Annotated in this window: 21 protein-coding genes; 5 read left to right on the forward strand and 16 right to left on the reverse strand. The window is 50.4% G+C overall.

From position 1 onward, the window contains the following. The first annotated feature begins 29 nt into the window (after positions 1 to 29). Positions 30 to 707, forward strand: a complete 678-nt coding sequence (locus tag AADZ70_RS10575; RefSeq protein WP_049627276.1) for a YukJ family protein — start codon at positions 30 to 32, stop codon at positions 705 to 707. A gap of 45 nt (positions 708 to 752) precedes the next feature. Here the strand turns inward: AADZ70_RS10575 and AADZ70_RS10580 are convergent, their stop codons facing one another. The 8 genes from AADZ70_RS10580 to AADZ70_RS10615 form a co-directional block, all read right to left on the reverse strand. Further along, the gene (locus AADZ70_RS10580) at positions 753 to 968 is read right to left on the reverse strand and encodes an MbtH family NRPS accessory protein (RefSeq protein WP_045925859.1); all 216 of its coding nucleotides are present in this window, start codon (positions 966 to 968) and stop codon (positions 753 to 755) included. 18 nt (positions 969 to 986) lie between these two features. Then, a complete protein-coding gene (locus AADZ70_RS10585) occupies positions 987 to 8,114 on the reverse strand; it encodes an amino acid adenylation domain-containing protein (RefSeq protein WP_342007009.1) in 7,128 nt (2,375 codons plus the stop codon). 13 nt (positions 8,115 to 8,127) lie between these two features. Then, on the reverse strand, positions 8,128 to 9,054 hold the full coding sequence (locus tag AADZ70_RS10590) for an isochorismatase (protein ID WP_045925861.1): 927 nt from the start codon (positions 9,052 to 9,054) through the stop codon (positions 8,128 to 8,130). Positions 9,055 to 9,072: 18 nt separating this feature from the next. Further along, positions 9,073 to 10,698, reverse strand: coding sequence for a (2,3-dihydroxybenzoyl)adenylate synthase (locus AADZ70_RS10595; RefSeq protein WP_342007010.1), 1,626 nt, complete (start codon positions 10,696 to 10,698; stop codon positions 9,073 to 9,075). An 18-nt stretch (positions 10,699 to 10,716) separates the two neighbouring features. Continuing rightward, positions 10,717 to 11,913, reverse strand: a complete 1,197-nt coding sequence (gene dhbC, locus AADZ70_RS10600; protein ID WP_342007011.1) for an isochorismate synthase DhbC — start codon at positions 11,911 to 11,913, stop codon at positions 10,717 to 10,719. Between the two features lie 23 nt (positions 11,914 to 11,936). Further along, on the reverse strand, positions 11,937 to 12,722 hold the full coding sequence (locus tag AADZ70_RS10605; protein ID WP_016938092.1) for a 2,3-dihydro-2,3-dihydroxybenzoate dehydrogenase: 786 nt from the start codon (positions 12,720 to 12,722) through the stop codon (positions 11,937 to 11,939). A 135-nt stretch (positions 12,723 to 12,857) separates the two neighbouring features. Next, positions 12,858 to 13,727: an alpha/beta hydrolase gene (locus AADZ70_RS10610; RefSeq protein WP_342007012.1), complete on the reverse strand. Its 870-nt coding sequence runs from the start codon at positions 13,725 to 13,727 to the stop codon at positions 12,858 to 12,860. Positions 13,728 to 13,896: 169 nt separating this feature from the next. Then, a complete protein-coding gene (locus tag AADZ70_RS10615; RefSeq protein WP_049627283.1) occupies positions 13,897 to 14,493 on the reverse strand; it encodes a sulfite oxidase-like oxidoreductase in 597 nt (198 codons plus the stop codon). Between the two features lie 99 nt (positions 14,494 to 14,592). Here AADZ70_RS10615 and AADZ70_RS10620 point away from each other — a divergent pair, with 99 nt between their 5' ends. Beyond that, a complete protein-coding gene (locus AADZ70_RS10620; RefSeq protein ID WP_099744203.1) occupies positions 14,593 to 15,186 on the forward strand; it encodes a biotin transporter BioY in 594 nt (197 codons plus the stop codon). Positions 15,187 to 15,231: 45 nt separating this feature from the next. Here AADZ70_RS10620 and AADZ70_RS10625 read toward each other — a convergent pair whose 3' ends face one another. Together AADZ70_RS10625 and AADZ70_RS10630 are read right to left on the reverse strand one after the other, a co-directional pair. After that, complete coding sequence (locus AADZ70_RS10625) at positions 15,232 to 16,560, reverse strand: Na+/H+ antiporter NhaC family protein (protein WP_047476956.1); 1,329 nt, start codon at positions 16,558 to 16,560, stop codon at positions 15,232 to 15,234. Between the two features lie 131 nt (positions 16,561 to 16,691). Continuing rightward, positions 16,692 to 18,182 (reverse strand): leucyl aminopeptidase, encoded by a 1,491-nt coding sequence (locus AADZ70_RS10630; RefSeq protein WP_342007013.1) that lies wholly within the window; start codon positions 18,180 to 18,182, stop codon positions 16,692 to 16,694. A 149-nt stretch (positions 18,183 to 18,331) separates the two neighbouring features. Here AADZ70_RS10630 and AADZ70_RS10635 point away from each other — a divergent pair, with 149 nt between their 5' ends. Then, positions 18,332 to 18,808: a divergent PAP2 family protein gene (locus AADZ70_RS10635; protein WP_016938086.1), complete on the forward strand. Its 477-nt coding sequence runs from the start codon at positions 18,332 to 18,334 to the stop codon at positions 18,806 to 18,808. 29 nt (positions 18,809 to 18,837) lie between these two features. On the opposite strand, the gene AADZ70_RS10640 is transcribed toward AADZ70_RS10635, so the two are convergent. The 4 genes from AADZ70_RS10640 to AADZ70_RS10655 all read right to left on the reverse strand — a co-directional run bounded on the left by AADZ70_RS10640 (position 18,838) and on the right by AADZ70_RS10655 (position 21,475). After that, positions 18,838 to 19,479 carry a 3D domain-containing protein gene (locus AADZ70_RS10640; protein WP_047476953.1) on the reverse strand — a complete coding sequence of 214 codons (642 nt, stop codon included), beginning with the start codon at positions 19,477 to 19,479 and terminating at the stop codon, positions 18,838 to 18,840. Positions 19,480 to 19,580: 101 nt separating this feature from the next. Then, positions 19,581 to 19,901, reverse strand: a complete 321-nt coding sequence (locus tag AADZ70_RS10645) for a YuiB family protein (RefSeq protein ID WP_099744239.1) — start codon at positions 19,899 to 19,901, stop codon at positions 19,581 to 19,583. Positions 19,902 to 19,969: 68 nt separating this feature from the next. Next, positions 19,970 to 20,080: a YuiA family protein gene (locus tag AADZ70_RS10650; RefSeq protein ID WP_342007014.1), complete on the reverse strand. Its 111-nt coding sequence runs from the start codon at positions 20,078 to 20,080 to the stop codon at positions 19,970 to 19,972. Positions 20,081 to 20,254: 174 nt separating this feature from the next. Beyond that, entirely contained in the window at positions 20,255 to 21,475 is a 1,221-nt protein-coding gene (locus AADZ70_RS10655) for an NAD(P)/FAD-dependent oxidoreductase (protein ID WP_047476951.1), read from the reverse strand. A gap of 310 nt (positions 21,476 to 21,785) precedes the next feature. Between AADZ70_RS10655 and yumC the strand changes: the two genes are divergently transcribed. Beyond that, a complete protein-coding gene (gene yumC, locus AADZ70_RS10660) occupies positions 21,786 to 22,781 on the forward strand; it encodes a ferredoxin--NADP reductase 2 (RefSeq protein WP_007613496.1) in 996 nt (331 codons plus the stop codon). 39 nt (positions 22,782 to 22,820) lie between these two features. On the opposite strand, the gene AADZ70_RS10665 is transcribed toward yumC, so the two are convergent. Next, the gene (locus AADZ70_RS10665; protein WP_016938080.1) at positions 22,821 to 22,964 is read right to left on the reverse strand and encodes a hypothetical protein; all 144 of its coding nucleotides are present in this window, start codon (positions 22,962 to 22,964) and stop codon (positions 22,821 to 22,823) included. A 217-nt stretch (positions 22,965 to 23,181) separates the two neighbouring features. Between AADZ70_RS10665 and guaC the strand changes: the two genes are divergently transcribed. Continuing rightward, positions 23,182 to 24,162: a GMP reductase gene (gene guaC, locus AADZ70_RS10670; protein WP_016938079.1), complete on the forward strand. Its 981-nt coding sequence runs from the start codon at positions 23,182 to 23,184 to the stop codon at positions 24,160 to 24,162. A 61-nt stretch (positions 24,163 to 24,223) separates the two neighbouring features. Here guaC and AADZ70_RS10675 read toward each other — a convergent pair whose 3' ends face one another. Then, the gene (locus AADZ70_RS10675; RefSeq protein ID WP_003151978.1) at positions 24,224 to 24,445 is read right to left on the reverse strand and encodes a DUF5970 family protein; all 222 of its coding nucleotides are present in this window, start codon (positions 24,443 to 24,445) and stop codon (positions 24,224 to 24,226) included. Positions 24,446 to 24,461: the final 16 nt, after the last annotated feature.

Raw genomic sequence — 24,461 nt, forward strand, 5'->3', positions numbered from 1 at the left:
CATATCCCGGAAGAAAAAGGAGGATTCATATGGCTGTTCAGCACTATGGTGTATTAAAAGGCACTGTGTTAGATATGAGAAGGGAAACAGATGATGATTCTCCGCATTTTCAAGTCGAGGTGCTAGGCGAGCCTGATACGCACTATCGCTGTGCGATCAATGTCATGTCAAGTTCAAAAGAATCAGAGGTTCTGTATGCGGCGCGCGATCATTTTGACGCAAGCGCGATCACCCTGCTGCCGAACATACCGTATGGGTACACCCCAATTGATGAAACGAGCCGTGAGCTGGCGCTGGATTATGTCCGCGGCGGATTGTTTGATCCCCGGAACATGGCGCCGCTCCCGCATGAAGTCACCGGGCCTGATAATGACTTAAATGATTTTATTGAGACGTATATGCAAAAAGCCAAATCGGAAAAAGCCGCAGTCTATATTTACGGCTCTAAATTCGGACCGGAGCCGGGCGCTGATAAGATTTTCGGATTCAAACCGACAAACGGCATGCATAATATTCATATGAATCAGGGAAATCCAATTGACACACGCTGGAAGAAGGATAACGGAACGTGGCACGACGGCGGTATTTTAATCCAGTTTGCAGACCAGTGGGCCGCGGTCTTTTTGGCTTTTCTGTCTCAGTCATGGTGCACGAATGAAGAAGGACACCCTTATACATTTTGTGATCATACACAGCTTAACAGCTGATATCCGTATAAAAAGCCTGCCGAAATAGCGGCAGGCTTTAATTTATTACATCTTAGCGGCTTCGGCCTGTTTCAGGCTTTCCGGCCTCATATCACGCCAGTTTGTTTCAATATATTCGAGACAAACGGAGCGGTTTTCATTCGTCAGGCGGGTTTCCCAGCCGTCCGGCACATCAAGATAGGCCGGCCACAATGAGTACTGGCCTTCAGCATTGACCAGGACATGATATAAGCTGTCTTCCCGTTCAAATGGATTTGTCATAGCAGATTGATCCTTTCTTTACCGGACTGTACGCCGTCCGTTTAATTTCTCTGCCAGAATCGCGCCGATGTCGGCAAGCGGTCCCGGCTGGCACATATCCTTATGGCGGCAGTCTAAATCATACCGCTCGATTTTTCCCGTAATATACGGTTTCCAAGTATCCGGCTCAATCGGGTCAAACCACTCCGGAATAATCGCGGATCTGAAGAACAGTACATCTCCGTGGAACGGCTTCGGCTTGTATGTTCCTAACAGCCCGACAGAATTAATGTACGTGTCTTTCAGGTTCATCATCACCGACTCGTCCAGACTGGCTAATGCGCTTCCCTCACGGCGGAGAATGGTCAGCGCGGTGTCAAAATCAAGCGGCTGATCCCCGAGGCTGTCCGGATCGTACCCTCCCAGGGCAAGCAGCGCAATGACGGCTTCCTCGTCATCAGGCGCATTTTTTATCGGCAGAAAATGATTCGGGTACGCGTCAAGCATCACCAAAAGCGAAACCTCTTCGCCCCGGCTCTGTAATTGTGTCGCCATGGCCTGAATGACATTTCCCCCGAGAGACCAGCCGAGCAGACGGTACGGCCCTTTCGGCTGCACGGTGCGGATCTTTTCAATATAATCCGCCGCCATGTCATCAAGGCTTTCGGGAAGCGGTTCTTTTTTTCCGATGCCTCTCGCCTGTAAACCGTATATTGGATAATCGGCTTCTAAAGAAGACATCAGCCCGGCATAACACCAGCTGAGACCGCCGGCAGGATGGACACAAAACAGCGGTGTTTCTTCTCCGGCTGTTCTGAGCGGCAGAAGCACATCAAGCGCGCTTGTCCCTGTGCCCGTCTCAAGCCTTTCAGCAAGACTTGCCACCGTAGGAGCTTCGAATAATGTTCCGATACTGAGCTCGGCTCCCATCGCTTCCCGAATACGGCTCATTAAATGGACCGCAAGCAAAGAATGGCCGCCTAAATCAAAGAATCTGTCATCAATACCGACACGCGGCAGGTGCAGCACCTCTGCGAACAGCTCACACAGCATTTCTTCCTGAGGTGTTCTCGGTCCCCGGCCGGTGACCTCCGTTTGGAAGTCAGGCGCAGGGAGCGCTTTTCGGTCAAGCTTTCCATTCGGTGTCAGCGGCAGTTCATTCATTTGGACAAAAGCTGACGGTATCATGTAATCCGGCAGGCTTTCTCCGGCAAACCGGCGAATCTCTCCCGTATCTAAGCTGCTGCTGTCAGAGCGGACAAGGTAAGCGGCGATCCGTTTGTCTCCCGGCCGGTCTTCACGGACGACTGCAGCCGCGTCCTCAACTCCCGGATGTTTGACGAGAACCGCCTCGATTTCTCCCAGTTCAATCCGGAATCCGCGGATTTTTATCTGGTGATCCGCCCTTCCCATATAATCAAGAGAACCGTCCGTCCGCAGGCGGGCTAAGTCCCCCGTCCGGTACATTCTCGTTCCCGGCGGGCCGTACGGATCAGCCACAAAGCGTTCCGCGGTCAGGCTTTGCCGCCCTAAGTAACCGCGTGCCACACCTTCCCCTGCAACATACATTTCGCCTGTGATGCCCGGAGGCACAGGCTCAAGCCGGTCATCAAGCACATAGACGTTCAGATCAGGAATGCCGCAGCCGATGAGGCTGTTTGCCTTAAGTTTCGCAATGTTTTTGTCTAATTCAAGATAACTGACGTGCACCGTCGTTTCCGTAATGCCGTACATATTTATGAGCACCGGCTTATCGTCCGGATGGCGGCTGTACCAATCTTCAAGCCGGCCCAGCTCAAGCGCCTCGCCGCCGAAGATGATATATCTGAGTGCAAGCTGCCACCCCAGTTCTTCGTTTTCTTTTTCCGCATGCATCAGCTGGTAAAACGCTGACGGCGTTTGGTTAAGCACGGTCACCCGCTCTTTCACGAGAAGATCCAGAAACGCTTCCGGCGATCTGCTGATGTCATGCGGCACGACGACGAGACGACCGCCGTGAAGCAAAGGCCCCCACATTTCCCAGACAGAGAAATCGAATGCGTAAGAGTGAAACATCGTCCATACATCATCAGAATTAAAGCGATACCAGTGCTGTGTCGACTCAAACAGCCGGATGACATTGCTGTGCGGGATGATGACTCCTTTCGGCACACCTGTTGATCCCGACGTGTAAATGACATAAGCCGGATGAAGCGGTGACAGCGGACAAATCCTGTCTGCGTCAGTCGGGTTCGTGACGGCATATTGCTCAAGTGTTTCTTTTTTCTGCGGGTCATCCAAAATGAAGGACGGCATACCGCTTTCGGCAGGAAACTTACTTGCGCCTTCACGATTTGTAAGCATAAATACAGGCTTGGCATCCTGTAACATAAAAGCGATGCGGTCCGACGGATAATCGGGATCAAGCGGCAAATACGCAGCTCCCGTTTTCAGGACGGCTAACAGCCCGACAATCGTATCTAAAGATCGCGGCAGGGCCAGCGCGACAAACTGCTCCGGGCCGACGCCGCGGGCGATCATCATATGTGCGAGCTGATTGGCTTTTTGATTCAGCTCTTTATAAGTGAGCCGGCTCTCTTTATATACGGCCGCCGTTTCATCCGGTTTTTCGGCGGCCTGTCTTTCAAACAGTTCAGGCAATGTCTTTCGAGGCTGAGTGTGCTGTTTATTCCGTTTAACCGGCAATAGCTTTCGGCGCTCTTCATCAGAAAGAATCGTTAAGCTTCCGATCGGCTTTTCCGGATGCGATGCGGCATCTTCGAGCAGAAGAAGCAGACGTCCCGCAAGTGCTTCAGCCGTTTCTTTTTTGAATAGGTCCGTGCTGAATTCCAAAAGACCTTCAATACCGGCAGGCGTGCCGTCGTCATGGCGCTGTTCAGCCAATTCCAGCGTCAAATCAAATTTGGACGCTCCGACGCTGCTGATTTGCAGGCTTGTTTCCATGTCCGGAAGGCTGAGTACAGGATCAGGCGTATTTTGGAATGCGAGCATCACTTGGAACAGCGGATGTCTTGACCGGGAACGAACCGGGTTCAATTCCTCCACGAGACGTTCAAACGGCACGTCCTGATGTTCATATGCTGCGAGATTTATCGTCCGGACCCTTTCAAGAAGCTCACAAAAGCTTGGATCTCCTGAGGTGTCGGTTCTCAGCACGAGAGTATTAATGAACATGCCCACAAGGTCGCCCAATGCGTCATCACTGCGGCCGGCTATCGGACTGCCGATCGGAATATCGGTTCCGGCCCCGAGCCGGGTCAGCAGTGCGGAAAGCCCTGATTGAAGCACCATAAACAGGCTTACGCGCTGATTTCTGGCAAGTGAGAGAAGACGGGTATGAAGCTCTTGGCCGATTTTGACCGGAATGACGCCGCCTCTGTAGCTTGATTCGGCGGGTCGCGGAAAATCAGACGGCAGCTCCAGCTGATCCGGTACATTTTCAAGTGTTTTCTTCCAGAAATTCAGCTGGCGCGCTATTAAGCTCTCAGAATCAGATGCGCTGCCTAAAAGCTGCTGCTGCCAAAGCGCATAATCCGCATATTGAACCGCTAGCGGCGGCCATTCTGCTTTTTTGCCTGTTTGGCGGGCGTTATAGGCCGCGGATAAGTCACGCATGAGCGGATTCAAGGACCAGCCGTCACCTGCGATGTGATGCAGGAGAACCATCAGCGCATATTCGCCGTCGCCAAGATCAAACAACTCAGCCCGTACGGCCGGCTCTTTTGCGAGATCAAACCGGTAGCGTGCCGCAGCGGCAAGCATGTCTTGAAGCTCGTTTTCGTCTGCATGTGTCACTGTAAACACGGGACGGGCTTCTTCAGCAGGCAAAATGAGCTGATGAGACGAGCCCTTATTTTCCGGGAAAACGGTGCGCAGGCTTTCATGGCGGCTGACAACATCGTAAAAGGCGTGTTTCAGCGCTGTTTGGTTAAGCTTTCCTGACATACGGACAATCACCGGAATGTTGTAAGTCGGGCTCGGACCTTCAAGGCAGTAGAGAAACCACAGACGCAGCTGCGCGAATGACAGCGGGATATGCTGCGGCCGGGCAAACGGCTTAAGCTGTGGCCGCGCGTTCTTTGCAGTGTCCAGCTGTGCGGCGAGCCCGGCAACCGTCGGTGTATCAAACAGACGGCCGATGCCTAGCTCTGCGCCCATCGTCTCCCGGATCCGGCTCATCAGGCGTCCCGCTAAGAGTGAATGGCCGCCCAGTTCAAAGAATCCGTCATCAATTCCGACCCGTGCAAGACCGAGAACCTCGGCAAACAGCTCGCATAATATTTCTTCCTGCGGCGTCCGCGGCCCTCTGTCACTCAGGACAGCGGAAAAATCAGGGGCAGGCAGAGCATTGCGATCGAGCTTCTTATTCGGTGTCAGCGGCAGTTCCTCCAGCTGTACAAATGCGCCCGGCACCATATAATCCGGCAGGCTTTCGCCCATATATGCACGAAGGCCGCCGATATCAAGGGGGTGATCCGCGACAGCATAAGCCGCCAGCCGCTTGTCTCCCGGCTGATCTTCACGGACAATGACAGCGGCCTGCAAAATACCCGGATAGTTCGACAGCACCGTCTCAATCTCCCCTAATTCTATCCTGAATCCGCGGATTTTAATTTGATGATCGGCTCTGCTGATATAATCAAGTGAACCGTCCTCACGCCAGCGCACGAGATCGCCCGTCCGGTACATTCTCGCACCTGCGGGGCCGTACGGGTCGGCAATGAATCTTTCCGCTGTTAAATCAGGCCTGTTAAAATAGCCTCTGGCAAGCCCCTCGCCCGCGATATAAAGCTCACCCGCAACTCCCGGCGGGACGGGCTGCAATGCGGCATCCAGCACATATACCTGCGTGTTCCAAATCGGCTTTCCGATCGGGGGCGTCCCTGTATAGTCTTTTGCAAGCGGCTGTGCGGCCGACCAGATTGTTGTTTCAGTCGGCCCGTACAGATTCGTCACCGTACAGCCTAATTCAAGCAGTGCATGCATTAACGCTTTCGGGAGCGCCTCACCTCCGACAAGCACCTGCAGCGACCGAAGTGAATCCGGTTCATTTGTGACTAATGAATGCCATAATGTCGGTGTTGCCTGCATGATTGAAATACCGTATGAGTGAATCATGTGCGCCAGCGCCTGCGGCTCCTGAATCGTCTCCTTTCGGGCAATGACGCACCCCGCCCCGCTGATAAGCGGAAGGAAGAGCTCAAGCCCGGAAATATCAAACGCCGCAGTCGTAACGGCGAGCAGGCGGTCTTGTCCGCCGAGCGGAAACATTTCCCGCATGGATAAGAGAAAATTGCTTACGCTTTTTAATGTGATGACAACGCCTTTCGGTCTGCCCGTTGAGCCCGAAGTATAAATGATATAAGCAGGGTTTAAAGGTGAACATTCCGCCTGAGCAGGACCGTCAGCATTTTGACTGGCAATGTTTTTTACCGTATCCGGGTCATCGAGAATGATCCTTTTTGCATCAATGTCTTCCGGCATGCGGCCCGATAATTCCATCGTTGTAATCAGACAGACAGGCTGTGCATCTTTGAGCATGTATGTGATCCGCTCAGAAGGAAAATCAGGATCAAGCGGCAGGTACGCGGCTCCCGTTTTCAAAACGGCCAGCATGCTCACGGCTAAATCCTGTGACCGCGGTAGCAGTAAAGCGGCAAATTGTTCCGGCCCGAGCCCTTTTTGCTTTAACATGCCGGCAAGCTGGTTCGCGCGCCTGTTCAATTCGGCATAGGTGAGCTCTTCGTTTTCCGTGATGATTGCCGGGCGGTGCGGTGTTTTTACGGCCTGGTCGTAAAACAGCTCCGGAAGACTTTTCTGCCTTTCAGGTTTGCACGTGTCATTCCAGCTTTTCAGCACGCGGAGACGTTCGCTTTCAAGCAGAAGATTGAGTGTGCCGATTTTTTGTGTCTGGTCTTTCACAGCTGATTCCAGCAGCAGCAGGAAGCGTTTTTGATGGTTTTCAATATCTTCGGCGCTGTACACTTCCGGATTCGCATCAAAGTCCACACGCAATCCGCTGCCGTCGGCTCTGTCGTAAACGTTAATTGACAAATCATCAACAGGCCCTGCTGATAAGTTATGAACGGTTCCCCGCGCTCCGGCGAAATCAAGCGCGTAATCAAACGGCATCACATTGACTTGCGGACCGAACAGCCTGCGGTTTTCTCCTAATAATTTAAGATCGCGGCGCAGGTCTTCATGGCGATATTTCTGATGACGCCGGATGCTTCGGATTTCTTTTGCCACTTGGCTGACCGCCTCGTGAAAATGCATATCCGGGCGGAGAGAAAGCCGCAAAGGCAGCAGATTCATCACCATACTCGGAATATTCAGTGAAATCGAGCCGATCCGTCCCATCATCGGCAAACCGAGAACGATATCCCCGGCGCTTGTCATCCGATGAACATATACAGCTACCGCGGCCGTGACCGCCTCATGCCAGTTCGGAATCGCTTTCACATGCTGTACAGCCGTTTCAGAAAGATAAGCCGTGCTCCTGTGAAAGCTTGTTGACGTTCTCGGCGCTCTTTCCGCCAAGCTGACGACATCAGGTTCATCGGCAAATTTCTCCATCCAAAATTCCCGATCTTTCAGGAATTGATCAGACGCGCGGTACTCTTGATCTTCTTTTACCAGATCCTCCAAAGAGCCGAAGGAGCGCCCGTTATCCGGACGTCCCTCCCGTATTGCGGTGTACATTTGCGCCGTACGCCGTGCCAGCAGTGAAAAACCGTAGCCGTCTATCGCGATGTGGTGAATGCGCTGATACCAGAAAAAACGTTCCGGTCCGGCTTGGAATAAAATGTCGCGGTACAAGGGCCCGGCCGCCATATCAACGGGCTCAGCCAAATCAGTCTGCATGATTCTGAGTGCGGCCTGCTTCGGATCAGCCGCTGCGCTCACATCTATGACATCAATCGCGGCCTCACAAGAAGGAGCGATCGTCTGTCTCGGTCCGTCTGTTCCCTCTGTGAAGCGGGCGTGTAATGATGCGGCTTCGGTCAGCACACGTTCAAGAGCCGTTTTAAATATGTTCACATCGAGCGCGCCATTTATCTCAACATACTCGCCTGTATTGTAAATCGGATTATCAGGATCAAGCTGCTGCGCAAACCAGATACCGGCCTGTGCGCCTGTCAGAGGCAGCTGTTGTGTATCATGCATTCTATTCTCTCCCTTATAAATAATCTGCATTCGGCAAGACTTTTTGAGATCGGGAAGAAAGCAGTCTCCACCACTCTTCAAGCGTCGGATTCTCCGCCAGTTCCACAAACGTCACTTCAGCTCCGTCACGGCGCCATTGTTCGACAAGGCTCATGATTCTGACGGAGTCAAGGCCTCTGTCCAGCAGGTCTTCCTGATCCGGAATATCGGACGGGGATTCTTGAAGAATCGCCGCAATTTGCTCCCGAACCCGTTCTTTTGTCAATGCGGCGGGAGTCTTCTCTTTTCCGTCAGAAACCGGCGAGCCGCCCAGCACTTCCAGCACTTCGTTTGTCAAAGCTGTGTAAGCGCAGCGCTGGGACGCATATTCGATGGCCATCTTATGTTTTTCTGAAGAAAAGTCAGCTACGGCGTCTCCGATAAAGAAGCTTTGAATATCATCCATAAAAGCTTCACAGGCTGTGACGAGGCAGCCGATGTGTGCGTAAATTCCCGTAATAATGAGCTGATCTCTGCCCTTTTCACGCATGATATCAAGGAGATTCGTCCGTTTAAACGCGCTGTATCTCCACTTTGTGAGGACAATGTCATGATCTTCGGGGGCAAGCTCCGGAATGACCTTTTCTTCATAAGGACCGCTTTTAAGTCCCGGCCCCCAAAAATCCGTCAGCAGGGCGCGGTCTGCCGGGTCTTGGCTGCCCGGCTGCGCGGTGTACACCACCGGAATGCCGAGCGCTTTGCATTGCTCTTTTATTTTCTTGATATTCTGAGCCGCCTCCGTGATCGGAGCCTTCCCTTTCTCAAAAGCATCGACGAAATAATTCTGCATGTCATGGATTAAAAGCACCGCACGTTTCGGGTTCAGCGTCCACGATACTTTATTTTCAGGCATATCTGACGCTGTCGGCAGCGCATATGCGGGAATAGCCGGTATAGCCAATATAAACACTTCCTTTTTTTATGATTGTTTGATTTCAGCAGGCTTCAATTTTTGGGCGATCGTTTCGCGAAGGTCCTTTTTGCTGACCTTGCCGACGCCGGTTTTTGGGAAAGAAGCGATAAATTCAACCCGGTCGGGAATTTTATATGCCGCCAGCCCGCGCTCCCGTAAAAACGCTTTCAGCTCTTCCGGTTTCGGCGCTTCTCCTTTCGGAATGACGAACACACAGGACCGCTCTCCGAGAAAATCATCCGGCATTGAAACCATGGCCGCATCATGAACGGCAGGATGGGCCAGAAGGTGATTTTCCACCTCTTCAGCGGCAATCTTTTCGCCGCCCCGGTTGATTTGATCTTTCGCGCGGCCTTCAACGACGATATAACCGTCCGCCGTCAGTTTGACGAGATCGCCGGTCTGATAAAAGCCGTCGTCTGTGAATGCTCTTTTATTATGTTCAGGCGCTTTATAATATCCGCGGATCGTGTAAGGGCCGCGTGTAAACAAATGTCCGGTTTCCCCGGGAGCCACGTCCCGTCCGTCATCATCTAAAACCCGCACCTCATCAAATGGTGACATCGGTCTGCCTTGCGTATTGACAATGACCTCCTCGGGATCATCCAGTCTCGTATAATTCACTAATCCTTCCGCCATTCCGAAAACCTGCTGAAGAGTGCATCCGAAAGCGCTTTTCACACGGCGGGCCGCTTCCGCGCTGAATTTGGCGCCTCCAACCTGAAGCACTTGAAGGCTTGATAAATCATCACGCCGCGAAGCGGATGCTTCCATCCACACCATTGCAAGCGGCGGGACGAGCGCTGTAATCGTGACACGCTCTTTTTCAATTAACGGGAAGCAGTCATCCGGACTCGGCGCGGGTGACAGAACAACCCGGCCCCCGGCATATAAAGTTCCCAGCACACCGGGTGAGCTGAGCGGATAATTATGCGCTGTCGGCAAAGCGGCTAAATAAACGCTGTGATGATCCAAGCCGCATATTTCCGCACTGAGGCGCAGACTGTATATGTAATCATCGTGTGTCCTCGGAATCAGCTTGGACAGCCCCGTACTGCCTCCTGAAAGCTGTAAAAAGGCGACTTCCGACGGGCTGACGTCTTCCAGCTGGACGGGCTCTCTATGCAGGCTGCTCAGTTCCTGAAATTCCTCAGCGTCGCCGGCCACAATGACATGCGCCAAAGCCGGAAGTTTGTCTTTCACCTGTCTGGCAAGCGCTCTGTAATCAAAGCCTGAATGCGTATCAGGAATGATGTATGCTTTCGCCTCCGCAAACTCGCAGAAATACGTAATCTCACTGCTTCTGTGAGAAGGCAGCGCGAAGACGGGCAGCGCCCCGAGCCGGAACAGCGCAAAAATCACTTCAAAAAACTCAGCGATATTCGGCAGCTGAACGACAACGCGGTCTTCCTTTTGAATTCCGAGCTTGTGCAGTCCCGCCGCCAAACGGTCGGCCCTTTCATCCAATTCTTTGTAGGTCCAATGTACACCTTTACACGTCACGGCAGTTTGATCTCCGTATAAAGCCGCGCGCTCTTTCAGCATCCCTCCGAAAGTTTCACCCTTCCAGCAGCCGTCTTTGCGGTATTTGTCAGCCCATTCTTCCGGCCATGGCGTAAATCCAGTCAGCACGATCTGTTTCCTCCTTTTTTACATCTCATCTTGATAAAGCCCCATCGCCCGGAGCATGGTGCGGAATTTCGCAGATGTCTCGTCCAATTCGTCCTGCGGCTTTGATCCGGCGACAATCCCGGCACCCGCAAAGAGCCGGAGAGACCTTGTTTCCGCTTCGGCGCAGCGAAGTGCGATAATCCATTCTCCGTCACCTTCAGCATCACACCAGCCCGCCATTCCCGTGTAGAAATTGCGGTCAAACGGCTCAATATTTTGAATCGCTTCTCTCGCCGCATCCGTCGGCGTTCCGCATACAGCCGGCGTCGGATGAAGAGCGATGGCCAGCTCAAGCGATGTAGTTGAGGGATCACTAAGCTCTCCCTTCACCTCGGTGGACAAGTGCCACATCGCCTCAGTTTTAATGAGTGACGGTTTTTCCGGCACATCAAGCACACGGCAGAATGGTTTAAGTGCGGCGGCAACTGCGGCAACGACTACGGCATGTTCATGCAGGTCTTTAGCTGATTGCAGGAGTTCCTCCGCTCTTCTCTGATCCTCTTCGGGATCTGTGCTTCGCGGTCTGGAACCTGCCAGCGGATTGGACAAAATGGATGTTCCGTTTTTCGACAGAAGCAGTTCAGGACTCGCGCCGAAAAGCGTTTTTCTTGTTTCTGACGTTCCCGTCACATCTGCAGCGAATGTATAGCCGCGCGGGTTGTGCTGCGCCAAATGCTTGACGGCCTGGGGAATATCGATATCTCTTTCAGCGGTCAGATGCAGCGTCCTTGACAGTACAATCTTGCTGAGCGGACCGTCCGTAATGTTTAAAACGCCTTGTTCCACACCGCTCATAAAGTCCTCAGGGTCAGGAACGGGCCGGATGTCATATGTATTCGCTTGGGGTTTTTCTGCGGAAGCATCCGTAAACGAAAGCGGACCTGCCGTAAGGACGGCTTTCGGTACAAAAAGCCGCGAAGCTTTTCTGCCGTCAAACGGAATGGCGCCGGCCGCAATCGGATGTTTGATGCCGGCTTGCTTTGCCTCAAGAAGCGTCTGTCTCACACGTTCAGGCAGTGAGTCCAGCTGATTCTCCGCGTCTGCATCCGGCACTTTTGCAAACACACCTTCTGCAAGGAGCGTACTTTTCGGGGAAGCTAAAAAGAACGCTCCGGGCTTGTAAGCGTCCAGCACCTCTTTTGCAGACACTTCCGTCAATAAATGTTGATTTGTCATGATTGTCCCTCCTTCTCGTTACATCAAATGCCTAAAGTAGCGCCGCCGTCCACGCATAAATCATGCATCGTGATATGGCTTGCCTGTTCAGAGGCCAGAAACAAAACGGCATTTGCAATATCAGAAGGCTTTGCCAGCTTTTGAAGCGGAATTCCCGTTTTATATGTATCAAGCGAACCTCTGATAACGTCCTGTGCTCCGTTTTCATCCCGCCACAGCGCACGCTGCATGTCGGTTTCCGTTGAGCCGGGAGATACGATGTTGCAGCGGATATGATAGGCCGCAAGCTCCAGCCCGAGGCATTTCGTAAACATGACGGCTGCCGCTTTCGACGCCGCATAAGCCGCCATGGAAGCACGCGGAACTCCGGCTGCATTTGAACCGACCGTTACGATGGCGCCTTTTTTCCGCTCCATCATGTATCGGCTGACAGCCCGTGACACATGAAATACACCGGTCGTATTAACTGAAAATGTTTGATCCCACTCTTCATCACTGAGGGAATGCACCGGCCCTGGCCGCAGCACGCCCGCAACGTTCGCCAATATTTCAATAGGACCCATGTCGTGTTCAACGGCGGCGATGATATCATTGACAGCCGCACTGTCTGATACATCTGCTGCGAAAGCCTGTGCCTGCACGCCTTTTTCCCTGAGTCTGTCAGTAAGCCCCCGAAGCAGGCCTTCGTTCTTATCTATAGCAGCCACATTTACGCCTTGTTCAGCAAGGGCGAGCGCTGTTGCTTCTCCGATGCCTTGAGCGGCGCCGGTGACAACCGCCGTTTTCCCTCTCATTCCCAATGCGTCCATATTATCATTCCCTTCCTATATTGATAATGATTATCATTATCAATTATGATTCAAGACAATCATATCCAAATCAAAACACTCCGTCAATTAGAAAATTAGAATCAGCCGTATTTAGTTCTAAGGGCCTGTTTTTTCTCAGGCAGGAGAATACGGGGTATGCGGCCCTCCCGGATTCAGGCAGAAACGCAGGGCCCTGCTGATTAAAACGGGCAGGACAGAGATATGGCCCTCTCCTTCAAACTCGCGGTATTCAGCGCGGACTCCGCCACCTTCAAACTCGGATAGTACAGAATACAGCGCCTCTGCGTGCTGCGGAATTCTGCTTTTATGTGTCTTTTCAATTTCTCCCGCTGCCAGCAGTACGCTGACTTGAAGATTGTCCTCAGAGAGCAGGTCTGACAAACGCTCCGCTTCTTCCTGAATGAAACGTTTGTTCCAGTGAATTGACGGACTCCCGGCAACATAGGTCTGGAACATGTCCGGTCTCGTCAAAAGCACTTGCAGCACAAAAAGACCGCCCAGCGAATGGCCGAAAATCGTCTGCCTGTCTCTGTCGATCGGATAATCCCGCTCCACCGCGGGCTTTACTGCTTCTTCTATAAATGCCAGAAACGCTTCCGCTCCTCCCTGTTCAGGCCACGCCGCGCCGCGCGGATGCACCGGCAGTTCTGATTCAGAGAGCGGCATCGTAAAATCACTGTGGCGTTCGGCGGAAAACGGCTGATCAGTCGGGTAGCCGATTCCGACAATCACCGCCGGGACAACGCCTGTTTTTTCCGGCCGGCGGCTTTGCACCCGCAAAGCTTCGGCCATTGTACCGAACACGGAATTCGCATCAAGCAGATAGATGACGGGAAAGCCGGATGGAGGCGGTTCTTCCTGAGGAAAAGAGACAAAGATACGATACGTACGGCCTCCTTTTGAACGCATTTCTCTTACTTCTGTACCCGGAATCGCGTATCGTCCGGCCTGCGCGAAACCCCGCTTTGTTTGTTTTCCGTCCATTATGAGTTCATCCCCTCTATGACATTCGCTCCGCTTATTGATAATGATTTTCAATATCAAAAGACACCTCAAATAATAGGTTTTTTGCCAAACAAAGTCAATGGATTTTGGATATAAAAAAAGCACCTTATTTCAATAAGGTACCTAAGAACTATATGATGATATGTGTTTAATCCCATGTAAAGCGCTGATTTTTCCATGGATCTCCCCTCATATGGTAGCCGTTTTTCTCCCAAAAGCCGGGGTGGTTTTCCTTTGTGAACTGAATGCCGCGCAGCCATTTGGCGCTTTTCCAAAAATAAAGATGGGGGAAAACGCCTCTGAGCGGATAGCCGTGCTCGGGCGTTAACGGCTCGCCGTTATGCGCATATGCAAGCAGGGATGTCTCCCGCGTAAAATCAGAAAGCGGCAGATTGGCCGTCCAGCCCTCTTCAGCGTGCAAAATGACGAAACCGGCTTCTTTGTGCACACCCGCTTTCTCAGCGATGTCTTTCGCGCGTATGCCCTGCCAGACGTTATCAAGACGGGACCAGCCCGTAACGCAATGAATATCATTTTTCAATTCGGCTTTCGGAAAGGCTTTAATATCTTCAAAGCTTAACAGCATAGGACGGTCGACAAGCCCGTACACCTGCAGGTTCCATTTTGACATATCTTCATAATAAGGAACATTTCCGGCGTGAAGCACGGGAAACTTCGTTGTGACATTTTGGTTTGGCGGAATCCGATCCGACTGTCCTGTTTGTTTCGTTTTCCCGAAAAACATAGGGCTCCCTCCATTTAGTAAACCTATATAAAATTCGTGTTGACAATTAATTATCCTTCGATTACGCTAATCAGGTACAAGTGTAAGGGGGAAAAACAAATGAAACAACGCAACCTTCGCGCGGGCGATATGGCGCTTATCGGCATGTTTGCCGCACTGATGGCCATCGGCGCCAACATTACATCAATGGCTCCCTTTTTGCAAGTTGCGGGAATTCCGCTCTCGCTGCAGCCTTTCTTTTGCCTGTTAGCCGCGATGCTTCTCGGCGCAAGACGGGCCGCCATTGCAATGACGGTATACGCATTGGCCGGACTCGCGGGGGCTCCCATCTTCGCCCAATTCTCAGCAGGCTTTGCGCCGTTTATCGGAAAGAGCGGGGGATTTATTCTCGCTTACATCCCGGCGGCATTTGCAGCAGGCTGGCTGCTGGAAAAGACAAAAGAACCCGGCCGTCTGCATTATGCATGGGCCTCTTTGATCGGTACCGCGGTCATTTATCTCATTGGCACGACCTATACGTATATTGCGCTGAAATTATGGCTTCATGCCCCGATCAGCTACGGAATGGCCTGGTTTTATATGATTTGGTTTTTCATAAAAGATATCATTTTAGCACTGTTATTGGCATCTATCGCGCCTGCCATTTACAGGTCCATTCATAAAGCGACGGGCTTCAATCGAAATCCGGCGTAAGTTTTTTCAGCATTCAAAAAGGCTCCCCTTTCCGGGAGCCTTTTTTTACAGGACAACTGCGGCAATCCAGCCGAATATGACAAGCGGAATGTTATAGAAAATAAATGTCGGGACGCACGTATCCCAAATGTGGTGGTGCTGTCCGTCGGCGCTGAGGCCTGACGTCGGTCCGAGCGTACTGTCACTTGCAGGAGAACCCGCATCACCGACCGCGGCGGCCGCTCCGATTATCGCGATCGTCGCCATCGGGCTGAATCCGAGCTGAGCGCACAGCGGAACAAATATAGTCGTAATGACCGGTACGGTTGCAAATGACGATCCGATTCCCATCGTGATTAATAAACCGACGATCAGCATCAGGAGCGCGCCTAACGATTGGCTGTGGCCGATCAAGCCTGTTGATGCTTTGACCAAGGAAGCCACATCGCCCGTTTTGTTCAATACATTTGAAAAACCGGCCGCAACAAGCATGACAAAACCGATAAAAGCCATCAGAATCATGCCGTCTGTGATCAGCTTATCCGCTTCATTGCGCTTCATGACTCCGCTGATAAACAGCGTAAACAAGCCGGCGAGCGCGCCCATGATCATGCCTTCCACTCCGAGCACCTGTGACAGGTAGAGCTGAACGGCAAGCGACACGGCAATGGAGAACAGGGCGATGGCAATGCTTTTTTTCGTATAAGGAGAAGACGATAATCCGGCAATCTCCTTCGTCTCATATTTCTTCGGTTTGCGGAAGACGATGACGGATAAAATTAAACCGACTACCATCCCCGCCGTCGGGATGATTAAAGCATACGGGATATCACTGAGCGGCACCTTTAAACCGGCTGAAGCCATATTATCTCTCAGCATCCCCTGGAAAATCTGTCCGAAACCGACAGGCAGAACGATGTACGGCGCAGTCAGTCCGAATGTCATCACACACGCGACCAGCCTGCGGTCCATTTCAAGTTCGTTAAATATTTTTAAAAGCGGCGGAATTAATACCGGAATAAACGCAATGTGAACGGGCACCACGTTTTGCGAGAAACAGGATATGATTAAAATAATCAGTACGATCAACACTTTAGACAGTGCTTTTTTCCGCGAATCTTCCTTTTTACCGATTAGTTTGACAGACGCTTCGACCATTGCATCGGGAAGCCCCGTCTTTGTCAGCGCTGCGGCAAATGCTCCGAGCAGCGCGTAGCTGACCGCGACGGTGGCATTTCCGCCGAGACCGTCAGTAAAAGCCTTCACCGTCTCTCCGAGGCCTAAGCCGCCTGTCAGTCCGCCGGCAAGCGCCCCGATCATTAAAGCTATAATTATATTAACACGCAGCAGGCTTAAGACGAGCATAAGCAATACTGCGACAACAACAGCATTCATTGATGAGTCCCTCCAAAAATCCTTTAGTTTGCTAATGTAGTAGATAATTAAAGTTAACATACATTCCGCGCTTTAGTCAACTAAAGATTTTGGAAATCAAAAAACCCGCTGCATCAAGGCAGCGGGTGCTGTTATCTTTCAGGCGTAAACCGCTCAGTCAAAACGGCCAGCGTCCTTGCCATGACGCCTGTTGCGCCGGCAGGGCCGAAGCATGTCGCTTTATTCGCCGTCGCGGTTCCCGCAATGTCGAGATGAACCCACGGGGTGTTTTCCGCGAATTCACCAATGAATGTGCCCGCCATAATCGCGTGGCCTTCTCTTCCCGGAGAATTGTTCAAATCAGCCATCTGACTGTTTCTCACGCGTTTTTTATCTTTTTCTGTAATCGGAAGCTGCCAGATCGGCTCTCCGGATTCCTTCGCCGATTCTGCCACCTGCTTATAAAACCCGGCGTGATTGGTCATGGCGCCCGTCATTTCGTTTCCTAAGGCGACAATGACACCGCCCGTTAACGTTGCGACGTCTACGAGGACAGAAGCTCCGTGCTGCTTGGCATATGTGATGCCGTCGGCAAGCACGAGGCGGCCTTCCGCATCGGTGTTCAGAATCTCAATGGTTTTTCCGCTGAGCGAGACGATGACGTCATCCGGCTTCATGGCATCAGACGAGATCATGTTGTCCGTAGACGGAATGACGGCTAGCACGTTTTGTTCAGGCCGCAGTTCGCCGATAATTTCCATTGCGCCCAATACCGAAGCGGCCCCTCCCATATCGCTTTTCATGCCGACGATGCCGGTTTTCGGCTTAATTGAATATCCGCCGGTATCAAAGGTAATTCCTTTTCCGACCAGGCCGATTACATCTTTCCAATGATCTTTGCCCTGATACTTCAGAACGATCATTTTCGGCGGTTCGGATGAGCCTTTGTTAACGGCTAGCAGCCCGCCCATTCCGAGCTCTTCCATTTCTTCTTTTTCTAAAATTTCACACTCAAAATCATATTTTGCCGCAAGCTCAGCGGCATATGACGCCAAATCGGTGGCCGTCAGCATATTTCCCGGCATGTTCACAAGCGTGCGGGCTGAATTCGTCCCTTGGCCGTATGCCGCGCCGACGTTCAGGCCGGCCTGCACTTCCCTCAAGTCTTCTTCGGTCACGGCGCAGACGGAAGTCAGTTCCTGATCCGGCTCATTCGATTTATGTTTATAATCCTGCACCTCATAAACCGCAAGCAGACAGCTTTCCGAAAGCGCATGAGCGGCATCGGCGGCAGGCACTTCACCGGAGACGAACGTATCAAGCAGAACAGATACTTCTTGTTTTTTATCTTGGTGAATCTGCTGAAACACGCGTGCGAAGCATTCTTTCGCATCTTCAAACGAATAATCCGCTTCCCTTCCCAAGCCGATAAAGTAAATACGTTTCATACCCGTCGCAGCCGGAGGGTATACTTTTGATACACGATTGCGTTTGGCAGACACATCACCGTCCTTTAACAGCTGTGTCAAATGTCCGTCCAGTTTATCATCCAATTCCTTCGTAAATCCGCTCAGCATGCTTTTTTGAAAAAGACCGATGACAAGGGTTTCAGGATGCCGCAATTGATCAGATGCATAAAACATGAGTACACACTCCTTATGTGGGTATTTGTTATGTAAAGTGGTATAATGAAAAAACATTTTTCCATTGATTTTATTTTACCAAACTAAGGGCGTTTTCTGCAGTTTTTCGATATGATCGGACTTTCGCAGATACAGAAAGGATGTCGCATATGGATGTATTTATGAATTTTCCTTTACTGGCGAGTTTTGCTGCCATTATTTTTGCCCAAGTTGTAAAAGTGCCTATTCAATTTATCGTATCCAAAAAACTTGACTGGTCTCTTGTGACGAGCACCGGCGGCATGCCGAGCTCCCATTCCGCCGCCGTCACCGCGCTGTCAACCGGAGTCGCTTTGGAACAGGGACTGGACTCGCCTCTGTTTGCAGTCGCCGCGATTTTCGCCGTCATTACGATGTTTGACGCTACCGGTGTCAGGCGGCATGCGGGTGAACAGGCGACGGTCATTAATAAACTGGTCATCGACTTTAATCGGTTTGTCAGCGAAGCGAAGGACTTTCAGAAAGCGGAAGAGAAAGAAAAACAGAAGAAACTGAAAGAACTGCTCGGCCATCAGCCGATCGAAGTGTTCTTCGGCGGCGTCACCGGCATTGTACTGACACTGATTTTAAATTATTTCTTTATGTAAAAAACGCTTCAGCGGATGCTGAAGCGTTTTTATTCTTTTACCGTTTTGTATTGATTTCTGAAGACTTGAAGTGACTTTGTTTCGTTCAGCTTTACAAGTTCGTCCTCGGTCACTTTGCCGTTCCCTTTTTTGACAATGTAGACATCAAGTGTTTTTTTGCCCCAGTTGTTATAGACGTCCTTTACGGTGTCAAAGTAGAGATCCAGACGGCTGCCTTTAATTTTCGAGCCGGTATCGGCGACAACCCCGTATCCGTAATTCGGTATAAACAGAATCGTCCCGATCGGGAAAACAGACGGATCGGCCGCCACAGTTGAATATAAATCGCGTTTGACCTTCACGCCTGAATATGTAATTCCATACTGCGGATGGCCCGGAGATTTCCCCGTAGATTCCGCTCCTGCGGTATAACCGGTGGCCGTCACCTTTTTTGACGGATAGCGTTCCCAGTCAAAAGCTTCTTCCAGCGGTTTTACCTTGCCTGATGCCTGCTTTTCCGGCTGATTCTGTAAGGATTGAAACGGAGTGCCGATGTTTTTCATAACGGCGCCTCGATGTTCCGTCATCCAATTTGTCAGATCCTTTGCTTCAACACCCGTTATGGAAAAGTATGTCGCATGGCATGCGCCCAAAAAAAGCGCAATCATGAATACGCGTCTGATTATCGTCAATCTGAAATCACTCTCCTCCGAGTCAGTGTTCCCAACCCGGTGAGGTGCTATACAAAAAGCGCCGAGGCACAAAAAAAGCTTTCTTTGAATAAGAAAGCGGCTTAAAACATTTGATATCCTCTTTTTCTCAGCGCCTTTATGGCAATGCCTGACATGATCGCTCCCGCCAGTCCGCCTGCCAAAATCACGACATCCGCAGCCGCTAATGACACGATCCGCTGAAACAGGCTTTGAAATGATTCCCCCGGCGCCTGCACGTAACTGATCATCTTTTTATTACTGATAATGAAAAGGCATACAATCGGATAGACAACAGCCATAATCCACGACATTCTCAGCAGCATGTTCAACAGAAAGCCAATGCCGAAAAACAGTACGAAAAATAGTACGATTGAGATCAGGACCACCGGCAAACTAATCACAAACATCCACCCCCTACAGCACTTTCAGTGTACCTCGGGGGCGGTAAAAAAGTCAACGTCTGGAAAATTCAGCGTCTCTCTTTGCCGCTTCCCTGGCAGGAGGGACATGTCTCGGAGCCGCCAAGAAGCAATTGAAAATACCCTTTACCTGAGCAGAACGGACACGCTGTCGTTTTCATGCGGATCACCCTTTTTCTTAATTTTCTGATAATATATCATATTTACTTGTCAAGCACCAAGTCAGAATATGTAACGAATCATTTCATGTAAGCGGAAACATTCGTTTTTTTCTCTTACATGCTTTATATAACGCTCTTTTTTGAAAGAAGAAAAAACCCGCTCCTGCGGGTTTTTCAGAAGAATTTAAACTTCCCTTTTTTCAGTGTCAGGCCGAGTCCGCCGATCATAAATAACGAACGGTTGTCAATGACCTTTTTCATAAAGGACGCCGGCGTGCCTTTGAGCTTCCTGCCGTATACGACACCGACCGCGTTATGCTCACCGAGGGAGGCGACGGTTCCTTTAATGTCCGGCTTGAACTCTTCAAGCTGGCCTCCTTTAATCAGACGGCCCAGGTTTTTGGCCACGGTTTCTCCTTGCTGCATCGCGATCTGAGCAGTCGGCGGGTACGGCCGTTCCGTCTCTTCATTAATAAAGAGCGAGCTGTCGCCGAGAATAAAAACGTTATCATGGCCGGGCGCCCGAAGATCGGGATTGACTTTGACGCGGCCGCGCATATTTTCAAAACCCGCTTCCTCCACGATCGGATGTCCGCGTACGCCTGCGGCCCAGACAACGGTCTGCGATTTGATTTCTTCAGGCTCTTCATCCTTCTTGCCGACTGTGACACCGTCCGCGCGGCATTCTTGAACCGCCGTGCCAATTTTAAACTCAACACCCTTGCTCTCAAGGTATTGAACGGCGTAATCGACAAGCTCCGGGTCAAATCCCGGCAGAACCGTCGGAGCGGCTTCGACGCAGACGATCCGGACGAGACTTTCATCTATATCATAATTTCTGCATAACTCCGGCTTGCGGTTCGCAAGTTCGCCGAGAAATTCAATTCCCGTAAAGCCCGCTCCGCCGACGACGATGGTTAAGCGGTCGGGGCGTTTTTCGGCCTCCGTATTGTATGTCGCAAATTGGAGCTCAATATGCTCTTTCAGCTGACGTGACGTATTAATATTAGCGATCGGAAAGGCGAACTCTTTTAAGCCTTTAATCCCGAATGTTTCAGGGACGGCACCCAGCCCGATAACGAGATAATCATAAGGGATGTCCCCTTGTGAAAGCGTCACCTTTTTATTTTGCACATCTATTGCTTTTACGGTATCCTGCACAAATTTGACCCGTGAATCATTAATTACATCTTTCACTTGATATCTGCAGCGGTCATGGTGGAGCGTTCCTGCGCTCGCTTCATGCATCCATGTCGTTTCATAATGATAATTGTGTTTATTGACCAAAGTGATTTCGGCGTCATTTGCCCCGATATGCTTCGGAAGCCTTGTTACTGTCATTAATCCACCATAACCTGCACCTAAAACCACGATTTTGGGTTTATTCAATGCCATCACATCCACCTTCTTTTTTTTGCTGTTAGACGCATAATCAAATCAACATTTGTATTAGCTTCAGCTTATTGGCGGGATTTTATGAAATGAATTATAAATTTTTTAGAAAACCGCACATGTCTGCATATCACCATACTATCCGGAAGCATCGGAAAACATTCAGGAAAAAACGGATTGGAATTTGTCCCCATATTAGCGGCAGGCGCAATTTTTTTCAATAATGAAGCGGCCGGGCGGTTTTCGGCACTCGTCATCCTTTCAAATTCTATGTTATAATTAATAACAATTTTCAATTAGGAGGCAATTTGGTATGCAAGAGGATTCAAAGGTTTATGATATTACGGTCATCGGCGGCGGCCCGGTCGGCCTGTTTACCGCTTTTTACGGGGGAATGAGACAGGCGAGCGTCAAAATCATCGAGAGCCTGCCTCAGCTTGGCGGCCAGCTCAGCGCGCTGTACCCTGAAAAATATATTTATGATGTAGCCGGATTCCCGAAAATCCGCGCCCAAGAACTTGTGAACAACTTAAAAGAGCAAATGGCAAAGTTCGATCAGACCATCTGCTTAGAGCAGGCCGTTGAATCTGTTGAAAAACAGGCTGACGGTGTGTTTAAGCTTGTCACGAATTCAGAAACGCATTATTCAAAAACGGTCATTATCACCGCGGGAAACGGCGCATTTAAGCCGAGAAAGCTTGAGCTGGAATCAGCGGAGCAATATGAAGGCAAAAACCTGCACTACTTCATTGACGACCTCAATCAATTCGCAGGCAGACGCGTTGCCGTTCTGGGCGGCGGCGATTCCGCTGTTGACTGGGCGCTCATGCTTGAGCCAATCGCCAAAGAAGTCAGCATCATCCACCGCCGTGATAAATTCCGCGCGCATGAGCACAGTGTCGAAAACCTGCACAATTCTAAAGTCAACGTGCTGACACCGTTTGTTCCGGCTGAACTTGTCGGTGAAGACCGGATCGAACAGCTCGTTCTTGAAGAAGTGAAAGGCGACCGCAAAGAAATCATTGAAATTGATGACCTGATCGTAAACTACGGCTTTGTTTCTTCTCTCGGCCCGATTAAAAACTGGGGCCTTGAAATCGAGAAAAACTCCATCGTCGTCAAAAGCACGATGGAAACCAATATCGAAGGCTTCTTTGCCGCCGGAGATATCTGCACATATGAAGGCAAAGTCAAGCTGATCGCGAGCGGTTTCGGCGAAGCTCCGACAGCCGTGAACAACGCGAAGGCTTACATGGACCCGAAAGCGCGCGTCCAGCCTCTGCATTCTACAAGCATGTTTGAAAAATAATAAAAAAAGAGTCTGTGTCCTGCCGGCACAGACTCTTTTTTATTTAAAGATCCACATATAATTCATGACGGTTCCGACAACGAGCGCAATCACAAGCGCCGACACGACCCAAATCGTGCCTAAAATAATCCGGTCCTGAATTTTCTGGGCTTTCGGGCTGTGCCCGGGCTGTTTTTGTTCCACACCGGCCCCTCCCTTCTTTGCAAATCTATCTATCGTAACAAATGTCTTACAACACCCAATACTACTATGATAACCAAACTGCAAAAGGATGACAAGCTGACGGCGTATGAGGCAGCATGAAATCATTTGACATTCCTGACAAAACAAAGTACATTATAAAAAGACGAACATTTTAATTTAATTATAATTTTATCATTCGCTTTTAGGGGTGTTATTTATGGAAAATGTATTTGATTACGAAGATATTCAGCTGATTCCTGCAAAATGCGTTGTAAACAGCCGATCTGAATGTGATACATCAGTTACATTGGGCGGACACACATTTAAACTTCCGGTCGTACCGGCCAACATGCAGACGATTATAGATGAAAACATCGCGGCCTGGCTCGCGGAAAACGGGTATTTTTATATCATGCACCGCTTCGAGCCGGAAAAACGCCTGGCCTTTGTCCAGGATATGAAAGCACGCGGACTGATTTCCTCGATCAGCGTCGGCGTGAAAGACAACGATTATGAATTCATCCGCGAGCTGAAAGCACAGGAGCTTGTACCGGATTATATTACCATTGATATCGCGCACGGCCATTCCAATGCCGTGATCAGCATGATTCAATTTATTAAAGAACATGTGCCGGAAAGCTTTGTCATTGCAGGGAATGTCGGGACGCCTGAAGCTGTACGGGAACTGGAACGCGCGGGCGCTGACGCGACAAAAGTGGGGATCGGGCCCGGGAAAGTATGCATCACAAAAATTAAAACCGGCTTCGGAACCGGCGGATGGCAATTAGCCGCGCTTCGCTGGTGTGCAAAAGCGGCAAGCAAACCGATCATTGCTGACGGCGGCATCCGCACGCACGGCGATATTGCGAAGTCCATCCGTTTCGGCGCGTCTATGGTCATGATCGGATCATTATTCGCTGGCCACGAAGAATCACCGGGGCAAACAATCGAAATCGACGGCAAGCTGTACAAAGAATATTTCGGCTCCGCTTCCGAATTTCAAAAAGGCGAAAAGAAAAACGTCGAGGGCAAAAAAATGCATGTTGAGCATAAAGGATCTCTGCAGGATACGCTGATTGAAATGGAGCAGGATCTGCAGTCTTCCATTTCTTACGCCGGAGGCAATAAACTCGAAGCCATCCGCAATGTCGACTACGTAATCGTAAAAAACTCAATTTTCAACGGCGACAGATTTTAACCCACAGCAGAGCCGCTCGAAAATAAAAAAAATGACATTCAACATGAATGTCATTTTTTTATTAAATACCAAAATAAAGAGCCGCACTGGCCAACAGATTAATCACAAAAATAAACAAAAAGATGTAACGGATGAATTTATTTTGCACCGGAGCAAATATAAAGAGATACAGTCCTGCCACTCCAAAAGTAAGAACAGGAAACAGCCACTCAAAGGATAAAGAAATGATATAACCGATAATCATAACAATCGGCACACCGATTAATGATAATTTACTTCTCATATGATTTCTGCCCCTT

The organism is Bacillus sp. YBsi01, assembly GCF_038406745.1.
GTDB classification, from domain to species: domain Bacteria; phylum Bacillota; class Bacilli; order Bacillales; family Bacillaceae; genus Bacillus; species Bacillus siamensis.

Excerpts from the sequence above, each read along its gene's own strand:
- AADZ70_RS10575 (WP_049627276.1), top strand. The coding sequence starts at position 30 with ATGGCTGTTCAGCACTATGGTGTATTAAAAGGCACTGTGTTAGATATG.
- AADZ70_RS10620 (WP_099744203.1), top strand. The coding sequence starts at position 14,593 with ATGAAACAACGCAACCTTCGCGCGGGCGATATGGCGCTTATCGGCATG.
- AADZ70_RS10615 (WP_049627283.1), bottom strand. The coding sequence starts at position 14,493 with ATGTTTTTCGGGAAAACGAAACAAACAGGACAGTCGGATCGGATTCCG.
- guaC (WP_016938079.1), top strand. The coding sequence starts at position 23,182 with ATGGAAAATGTATTTGATTACGAAGATATTCAGCTGATTCCTGCAAAA.
- dhbC (WP_342007011.1), bottom strand. The coding sequence starts at position 11,913 with ATGACAAATCAACATTTATTGACGGAAGTGTCTGCAAAAGAGGTGCTG.
- AADZ70_RS10610 (WP_342007012.1), bottom strand. The coding sequence starts at position 13,727 with ATGGACGGAAAACAAACAAAGCGGGGTTTCGCGCAGGCCGGACGATAC.
- AADZ70_RS10585 (WP_342007009.1), bottom strand. The coding sequence starts at position 8,114 with ATGCATGATACACAACAGCTGCCTCTGACAGGCGCACAGGCCGGTATC.
- AADZ70_RS10650 (WP_342007014.1), bottom strand. The coding sequence starts at position 20,080 with ATGAAAACGACAGCGTGTCCGTTCTGCTCAGGTAAAGGGTATTTTCAA.
- yumC (WP_007613496.1), top strand. The coding sequence starts at position 21,786 with ATGCAAGAGGATTCAAAGGTTTATGATATTACGGTCATCGGCGGCGGC.
- AADZ70_RS10655 (WP_047476951.1), bottom strand. The coding sequence starts at position 21,475 with ATGGCATTGAATAAACCCAAAATCGTGGTTTTAGGTGCAGGTTATGGT.
- AADZ70_RS10635 (WP_016938086.1), top strand. The coding sequence starts at position 18,332 with ATGGATGTATTTATGAATTTTCCTTTACTGGCGAGTTTTGCTGCCATT.
- AADZ70_RS10675 (WP_003151978.1), bottom strand. The coding sequence starts at position 24,445 with ATGAGAAGTAAATTATCATTAATCGGTGTGCCGATTGTTATGATTATC.
- AADZ70_RS10630 (WP_342007013.1), bottom strand. The coding sequence starts at position 18,182 with ATGTTTTATGCATCTGATCAATTGCGGCATCCTGAAACCCTTGTCATC.
- AADZ70_RS10580 (WP_045925859.1), bottom strand. The coding sequence starts at position 968 with ATGACAAATCCATTTGAACGGGAAGACAGCTTATATCATGTCCTGGTC.
- AADZ70_RS10625 (WP_047476956.1), bottom strand. The coding sequence starts at position 16,560 with ATGAATGCTGTTGTTGTCGCAGTATTGCTTATGCTCGTCTTAAGCCTG.
- AADZ70_RS10605 (WP_016938092.1), bottom strand. The coding sequence starts at position 12,722 with ATGGACGCATTGGGAATGAGAGGGAAAACGGCGGTTGTCACCGGCGCC.